We start from the raw sequence: 8,095 nt of genomic DNA, 5'->3' as shown, positions 1-8,095 counted from the left end.
GAATTTTCATATAAATAGTATTTCTGACATAAATTAAAATAATTAATGACATTTTGATAAATATAATTTATTTCTTTTGTAAGTTTTTGTTGTAAATATCATTTTTTTATTTTTCGTTGTAATGAATATAATTCATTTTCAGTTGGAATGCTTGTTACCATATACTTTTTCATTTTAATCTCCATTCTAATTTAAAGACTAAATCAGTGGTCTAAAATGTATATGGTTTTCACAGCTTATTTAAAAATAATCCTTGCTAAATTTAATTAAATATGTTAATTTTAATATCGTATATGGTTTTAAAAATATTAATAATATTTTTAAAATAAATTACTTTAATTGTTTATAAAACATAACCAATTAAAAACTAAAAAAAGGAAGTAAATAAAATGGGAATTACTTCAAAAGCAAAAAATACATTAAAATCAGCTTATAAATCAGTTAAAAAGTCATTTAATTCATTTTTGAAAAAACTTGGTTTTAGTAGTAAAGAAGCAGCCCAAGTTTCATCAGAATTTGCTAATGCAATGAGTGAAACAATTGGAAATCATCTTAAAGATAACTAATATCGGAAAGCTTTAAAAGAAATTATCACAAAAGATATTGAACCAATTTATGAAAATTTGCAACCATTAAAACCACATCGTCCAGCGCCACCAATTCCAGGGAGCACAGAAAGTTATAGTGTGGAACCACGAGCAAAAGTTGATGGAATGTAAAATAAAATGCAAAGACCAAAAGAAGCGCCACCAGCGCCACCAAGTCTTTTTCAACAAGAAATTATGAAAATGAAAAATAATTTACGAAAAGTAGATTCAAAATAACCACAAGTAAATGGCATTAATGGGCAAGGAAAACCACCAATTGCTCGAAAACCAAATTTAACAGATTTAAATAAAGTACAATTAAAATCAATTAATGAGCAATTAAACAATTTGGATCAACAACAAACAAATCAACACGAACAAGAATCTGAATTAGATAAATAAAGTTCAATAACAAATAGATTGTTTAAAAACAATGACAAAAAAATGATATTAGCATTAATTCTAATATCATTTTATTTTGCTTCATTAATATGTTGTGAAAAACTTCAAATTTGTTCATTTTCACTATTAGTTTTAATTGCTTCAGTATTTTTTATTGTAATTTTTTCAGCAATTTCTAATGGAACTGAAGCAGTAATAAAAGTTCGAATAATATGTTATGAAGCATAATCATCAATTAGTTCATGTACTGATAATTGTTTTGCTAACGGTAACGGAATTACTATTTGACTACTAGTTATTGCATCTTTATCATTTTTGAATGATAAATATCTTTCTTTCGAAATTGTTTCAATAATTTCCTTGTTATTTTTCATAATTTTTAAGTTTTGATCATTATCATATTCATAATTTCATCAAGGTAATATTTTCGCGTTAGCAAAAAAGAAATATTCATTTGAATTTTGTTTCTTTTGAACTAAATAACAATTATCTTTAATGGTATAATTTTTTTGTAATGTTTGAATTTTAACAATATTTGTTCCCGTAATACTGCCGTAATTTTCTAATGTATTTAATAATTGATTAATAGCGTTCATACTATTATCCTCATCAATGTAATGTTATCTACTAAATAAATTAGTCATACAATAATTTAATTATATACTATTTTTGAAAATTATTGTAGTTTTTAACTAAATTTATTTCATAAAATTTTATTTTTAAGACATTTGCTTTTCTACAATAATTTACAACTTTTAACAAATGTGCTAATATAAGTAATATTAATAGGAAGAGAAAGACTATGAAAAAAAATATTCTAACGATTTTAAGTGAGTATAAAAAACGACTATTAAATGATAAATCAGTGGGAGACATTTTTTTAACCAAAATTAACACAAAAAGTAAAAATATTATTAATTTCTTAGACTTATTATTTTTATCAAACCAAAACCCAGAAAAAGTTTGAAAAAATATTAATAAGAAAGAAAATCTTATTATTACTAAATTATCTGGAGAAACAATTAGGGAAATTTGTGGTTACGTTGGAGGAATTATTAATAAAAGTAAAAATGATGCAGAATTTGTTTTACACTTAAAGCAACATGCATTTAATAAGTACCCCATTTTGCATTATTCAAAAATTCTTGAATTTATTTTTACATTGTTTGTTAAGAAAGATGGAAAAAAAGTTAGTGAGGAAAGCTTATTAAAATTAGAAAAAATTATTAATGAAGAAACAACAAAAATTTTTAATAAATTTACACGAATTTTACAAGATGCTAAATTATATTACTTTGAACGAAACATTAATCCATTATATATTGGTTGACCATACATTGAAGGACTAACACAATCACAAAAATTTTTTCGTGCGCCATTATTATTGTGACCACTTAATGAACTTAGTCGCACAAAAACTAAAATTGTTTTAGCAACAAAACATGATGAAATTTTATTAAATTCAGCAATTCGCTTAAGTCAAATTAAAGATAGTAATTATAATGTTGCAGAATTTAGTTTTGATTCCCTAACTTTAACAGATGATATTTTTCAAAAAGCAATTACTGATTTAAAAACATTAGGATTTAAGATTAAAAATGAAGATAAAATAAATTATTTATACAATTTAAATTACTACAAACAAAATGAGCAATTATCTTCTAATATTGTTGTTGATAACTTTGATAAATATTTAATTAATAATTATCAAGTTAATAATTTAGGATTAGTTTTTGATTGTTATCTTGGAATGTATAATATTTCATCAACAACGTTATATCGTGATTATTATGATTTAGAGAAAGTTTCTGATCATTCTGTTAGTCAAATGTTTCAAAATGAATATAATATTGAGGAGGATTGAGCAGAAAACCAACTGCGATATCAAGAAGAATTAAATGAAAGAACAGTAATGGCAATTAACAATTATGATATTTCCCAAAAAGTGGCCATTAAGAAAGCATTAGAAAAAAATACAATTATTCAAGGACCACCTGGAACAGGAAAATCTCAAACAATTAGTAATTTAATTGTTAATAATTTATGTCGTGGGGAACGTGTTCTATTTTGTGCGGAAAAACAAGATGCAATTAAAGTTGTTTATAATAATATGAAAAAAATTCAAAATTATTGTTTAATGATTACTAACTTAGAAGAAAAACAGAGTTTTTATCAAAAAATTTTAGATAGTATTAATAATATTAATCAATTATATCCAGAAGTAGAAAGTGCAATGTATCTAACTAAAATGGATCAGTTATTTGATAATATTAAGAAATATAAAATTTTTGCGCGCCAAAATACTTATCAAGATTATTTACAATTTTTAAATAATGTTAAGGACCATCCATTATCATTAGATTTTGAATTATTAAGTCAATTTTATTATTTTGAATTAGAATATGAAGATTATTATCGTCATTGTCATCGAATGTATCAAAATACAATGATAGTTCAAAAATTTTTAGCATTGTTTAATGATTTTCCGCATTTTGCAGAAATTTATCATCTTTTTCGAGCAAAAGAATTTAAAAAAATGTTAAAAAAAGCAGAAGGTTTAAAACCACATAAATTTTTAGCTTTAATATTTAATGTATTAAAAAATAATATTGTTAGTTATACGATTAATAGTGTTGATGAAAATAAATTTAATTTATTTAAAATTGAGGAAGCAGCTTTAATTGATGCATTAACAAGGGAATTTAAAAATATTGATTATTTTGTTAATCGTTTAGAATTGATTGACCAAAATGATCGTCTTCGTCGGGAAGACAAAAATTATGACTTATATGCTTACTTAGGAACTGTTGTTAAAACTGAAGCAGATATGCCATTAATTTATCAACATTATTTTGTTCATTGTTTTCAATCAGAACATGCTGAGTTATTAAAAGTTGGAACTTTAAATTGACGAGAAGAACTAACTAAATTAAGCAATCAATCAATGGTTAATACAACGGAATATTTAACTTATTTATACCATCAACAAATTCGAGATGTTATTAAAGCAAATTATATTGAAACATTGCCTAAAATTATTGAAGAATGTCGAAAGAAAACAAAACGGTCAATTACTTATTTTTTTAAAAATAATTATGAATTAATTAAAATTTTATTTCCTGTTATTATGGTAACTCCAGATATTGCCTCGCAATTATTACCATTAAATCATCAAGAATTTGACCAATTAATTTTTGATGAAGCATCACAAATTTTTGTTGAGCGCGCAATTCCAATTATTTATCGGGCAGAACGAATTTTAGTTGCTGGGGATAAAAAACAATTAGGACCAACAAATTTCTTTTCATCCCGGTTTGATTATGATGGATTAGAACAAAACGAAGAATTATTAGCCCTTGAAACAACCTTAACTGATAAGAGTTTACTTGATTTTGCTAGTAAGCAATATAATTCTAGTATGTTACGATTCCATTACCGGTCAAAGTATAGTGAATTAATTAATTTTTCAAATGCTGCTTTCTATGATAATAATTTAATTATGATTTCAAATAAGACAAAAAAAGATTTTCCATTAAAATTAATTGATGTTCCCGATGGAGTATGAAAAAACCGCGGGAATATTCCTGAAGCAAAACGAATTGTTATGTTACTAAAAGAAATTATTACAACTCGAAAACAACAAGAAACAATAGGGGTTGTTACTTTTAATGAAGTGCAAAAAAACTTAATTTGACAATATTTAACTGCGGAATTTGAAAAAATACCAGCATTAGAACAAGAATTACATCGAATGCATAATGGCCGTAATGAAGGATTATTTGTTAAAAATCTTGAAAATATTCAAGGTGATGAACGTGATATTATTATTTTTTCAATTTGTTTTGCCCGAGATGAAAATAATAAATTTGCACAATTTTTTGGTCCTTTATCGCAAGCAGGTGGTGAGAATCGCTTAAATGTGGCAATTACGCGGGCTAAAGAAAAAATTTATATTGTTAAGTCATTTCCATCAGCATTAATTTCAGAAGATTCAAAACATCCTGGTCCGCGGTACTTTAAATATTATTTGGAATATGTTGAACAATTAAACCGTGGTAAAGATCAAGAAGACAAAGTATTAGCAAAGTTAACAACAGCAAAAAGTTATGACCAAGAACAGCAAATTTCTAAAATTAACCGACAATTTACAACAGAAGTTGCCACTGCTTTAACAGCAGCCTTAAGTGGTTATGAACATTATCAAATTGCAACATATACAGTGCAAGGAACTTATCAAATTGATGTTACAGTATATGATCAGAAAAAGGACAATTATGTATTAGGCATTATTTGTGATGATTTAACATATCCAATTGGGGTTGAACAAAAAGAATATGATTTTTATCGTCAAAAGTATTTGGTTGACCGCGGATGAAAAATTGAAGCAATTTTACATAGTAATTGGTTATTTAAAAATTACCAAGCAGATATTATTAATAGAATTGTCCAAAAAATTATTGGTAAATAGGAGGCCTTATGAAATTTGATTTAACTAAAATTAAAAAAATGAAAAATCTTAAGGATTTAGAAATATATTTATTTAAAACATATTTACCAAAAAATGTTAATCGGATTATTAAAGCAGAATTATTAAATTTAATTCATACTTATTTTCCAACCGTAACTTCTGACCAGGCAAATCAATTTATTACATTATTAAAAGATAACCGGGTTATTTTTCTCCGCGGATATCATTATGTTGGTAATGAAACATTAGAATCATTTAGTCGACAAGAACAAGAAAAAGAAGATATAGTTGAACCATCTGTGTTGCCTTCAACAAAGCCAATTGCGAAGTTAAGTTCTAATTTTGAACAAAAAGAAAAATCTGAACTAACAGTAAAAGCAACATCACAACGCAAAACAATTGATTTTAGTAGTCTATCTTTCCCAAACCGGTATCTCAATTTTATTCAGTTATTATATCCAATTAAAAATGAAAAGGAAAAACCTGTAATTGCTTTACATGATATTCCTGATTTAATAGTTAATAATTCTTCTAATGAAGAAAAATATTTTAAATTTAACAAACAACATATTATAACAAATGATGACGATAATTATATTGACCCAACAAAACGGAATATTATTTTAAAAGATGACCCTGAACCAATTGACGAAGAACCTTCGGAATGAACAACTGTTAAATCAGAAAAGTTAACATTTGATTTTTCTAATCCAACTAGTTCTGAAGCAATTTGACGAAAAATGAGTATTAGTCAATATCGAAAATATTTTTTATCATATCATCAAATTATGCCGTTTCAGTACCAAGGGTTGAATAAGTTTTTTATTGATTATTTATTAGCTTTACCAATTAATGATAAATTAATTACAAATTATTATAGTAATGTAATTGTGAATAAAAAAATTTATCAAGCTTTGTATGATAATTATTTACGAAACCGGATTAAGTATGCCTTTTTAATTGATTATAATTTATTTTATGATGTTCCTTTAATTCAAAAGAACCTTGATAAATATCATAAAGAAGTTAAAACAGCTGCTGAAAACATTATTCTTAATTTATTTATGCAATTTTTAAGTTCAACTTTTAATGTTAATGAAAAAAAATTACAAATTAGTCCAGAAGTTATTAGTCAAATTAAAGCTTTTTATTGATCATTTAATCAAAAAATGCATTTATTTGAATTTAAAGATTATATTTTTTCAACAAACCCAAAATGAAAAGAAGAATATGCAATGAATTTTATTAACTTTTTTGAAGGATATAAATTTACTTCAAATCAACAAGCAATTAATTTAATTATTGATCATTTGGAAAGTGATAAACTATTAGAATTATTAAAAGAAAATATTAATAAAATTAACTTTAAAAAAACAACAATTAATGACCATGTCCTATGATATGATGTTAAAACTAGTTGTCATTTATTAGATAATGAATTAACATATATTAAAGGAAACTTATTAAATAATATTCAAACTATTTTCGAAGAGACAATTAGTTAAAAAGTGCTATTAAGTTAATCTTAATAGCACTTTTTTAATTAAATATTTAGAAAAATCTTATTTTATAACATTTTATCTAAAAATTGTCATACTTTTTTAAAATAATTATTGGCCGATGTCATATAGCTTTCTACTGTTTTTAATGATTCACTAGTAAAATGTTTAATATCATCTCATTGTGAGTAAGCATAATAACCACCATAAATAGCTGCTCCAATTGCTAATGAGATTCCTAAAGTTTCGGCAGCTGTTCCTAATGACCCAGCAAGAATTCCACCCTCCATCGCGGTTGGTACTGATAACGCTTCAGCTGCTACTGTCATTGCTTCATTACTTAATAAAATTTCAGCTGTTAAACTTGCTGCTTCTTCTAAAGTAATCATTGCATCAGCAATTATATCACTAGTTAATTTTTCACCAGCATAAATTGCTTTCTCAATTGTTACAATTCATGTTGAATTAGCATTAAGAATTCCTGATACTTCTCTCGTAGTAAGATCAATCATCGATGATGTATTAGCTTGAATAATATATGTTCCAGTTGGAATAACTGTTGCAGCTGCACTAGTTGCTCCGCTGCTTATAAATCCTAACGAACCTAAAATACCTAATAATGTTCCCATAGTATTTTTCCTTCTTTCTTAAATTATATTTTTAATATTTTTTAATAAATTTTAGTACAAAAGCAACTGTCTACTTTATTTATAACTTTTTTTAGACAAAAAAACAAGAATATTCTTTTTTTATTATTTTTTTGTTCAATAAAATAGTTAAATTTTATTTTTTTTAATAAATATTTTAAGCTTAAAATGTTTTTTATGATTGTAAGTTGTAAATGCAAGTAAAATAAACCTATTAATTTAATAATAATATATTTTTAAATTTAGATTAAAAAATCTAGTACAATTATAGATATGAAATTAATTAGCCGTATAAATTATTTTGGNGTCTTAAATTAATATCTTAGAAATTGTGGAATAATATACCACTTACTTATTTAGATTNTATTACTTTTAATTTTATTGTCAATATATNTTTCTATTTTTTTTGTGAAAACCATATACATTTTAGACCACTGATTTAGTCTTTAAATTAGAATGGAGATTAAAATGAAAAAGTATATGGTAACAAGC

6 protein-coding genes and 1 pseudogene are annotated in these 8,095 nt (G+C 24.7%); 4 read left to right on the top strand and 3 right to left on the bottom strand.

Going from position 1 to position 8,095, the window contains the following annotated elements:
- Nucleotides 1-185 (bottom strand): annotated as a pseudogene (locus tag BST80_RS02885) (hypothetical protein); the annotation flags it as partial.
- A 204-nt stretch (nucleotides 186-389) separates the two neighbouring features.
- On the opposite strand from BST80_RS02885, the gene BST80_RS02880 reads away from it, so the two are divergent.
- Nucleotides 390-566: a hypothetical protein gene (locus tag BST80_RS02880; protein WP_415745889.1), complete on the top strand. Its 177-nt coding sequence runs from the start codon at nucleotides 390-392 to the stop codon at nucleotides 564-566.
- A gap of 465 nt (nucleotides 567-1,031) precedes the next feature.
- Nucleotides 1,032-1,217 carry a hypothetical protein gene (locus tag BST80_RS02875; protein WP_415745888.1) on the top strand — a complete coding sequence of 62 codons (186 nt, stop codon included), beginning with the start codon at nucleotides 1,032-1,034 and terminating at the stop codon, nucleotides 1,215-1,217.
- Here the strand turns inward: BST80_RS02875 and BST80_RS02870 are convergent.
- The gene (locus BST80_RS02870) at nucleotides 1,205-1,585 is read right to left on the bottom strand and encodes a hypothetical protein (protein ID WP_415745887.1); all 381 of its coding nucleotides are present in this window, start codon (nucleotides 1,583-1,585) and stop codon (nucleotides 1,205-1,207) included. The two genes, BST80_RS02875 and BST80_RS02870, sit on opposite strands and share 13 nt — an antisense overlap.
- A 206-nt stretch (nucleotides 1,586-1,791) precedes the next feature.
- Between BST80_RS02870 and BST80_RS02865 the strand changes: the two genes are divergently transcribed.
- Together BST80_RS02865 and BST80_RS02860 are read left to right on the top strand one after the other, a co-directional pair.
- Entirely contained in the window at nucleotides 1,792-5,457 is a 3,666-nt protein-coding gene (locus tag BST80_RS02865) for an AAA domain-containing protein (protein ID WP_415745886.1), read from the top strand.
- A gap of 8 nt (nucleotides 5,458-5,465) precedes the next feature.
- Nucleotides 5,466-6,962: a hypothetical protein gene (locus BST80_RS02860; protein WP_415745885.1), complete on the top strand. Its 1,497-nt coding sequence runs from the start codon at nucleotides 5,466-5,468 to the stop codon at nucleotides 6,960-6,962.
- A gap of 62 nt (nucleotides 6,963-7,024) precedes the next feature.
- On the opposite strand, the gene BST80_RS02855 is transcribed toward BST80_RS02860, so the two are convergent.
- The gene (locus BST80_RS02855; RefSeq protein ID WP_415745884.1) at nucleotides 7,025-7,585 is read right to left on the bottom strand and encodes a hypothetical protein; all 561 of its coding nucleotides are present in this window, start codon (nucleotides 7,583-7,585) and stop codon (nucleotides 7,025-7,027) included.
- Nucleotides 7,586-8,095: the final 510 nt, after the last annotated feature.

It is taken from the genome of Spiroplasma sp. Moj (assembly GCF_016082285.1).
Lineage (GTDB): Bacteria > Bacillota_I > Bacilli_A > Mycoplasmatales > Mycoplasmataceae > Spiroplasma > Spiroplasma phoeniceum.
This window is presented reverse-complemented; position numbering and strand designations above follow the sequence as displayed.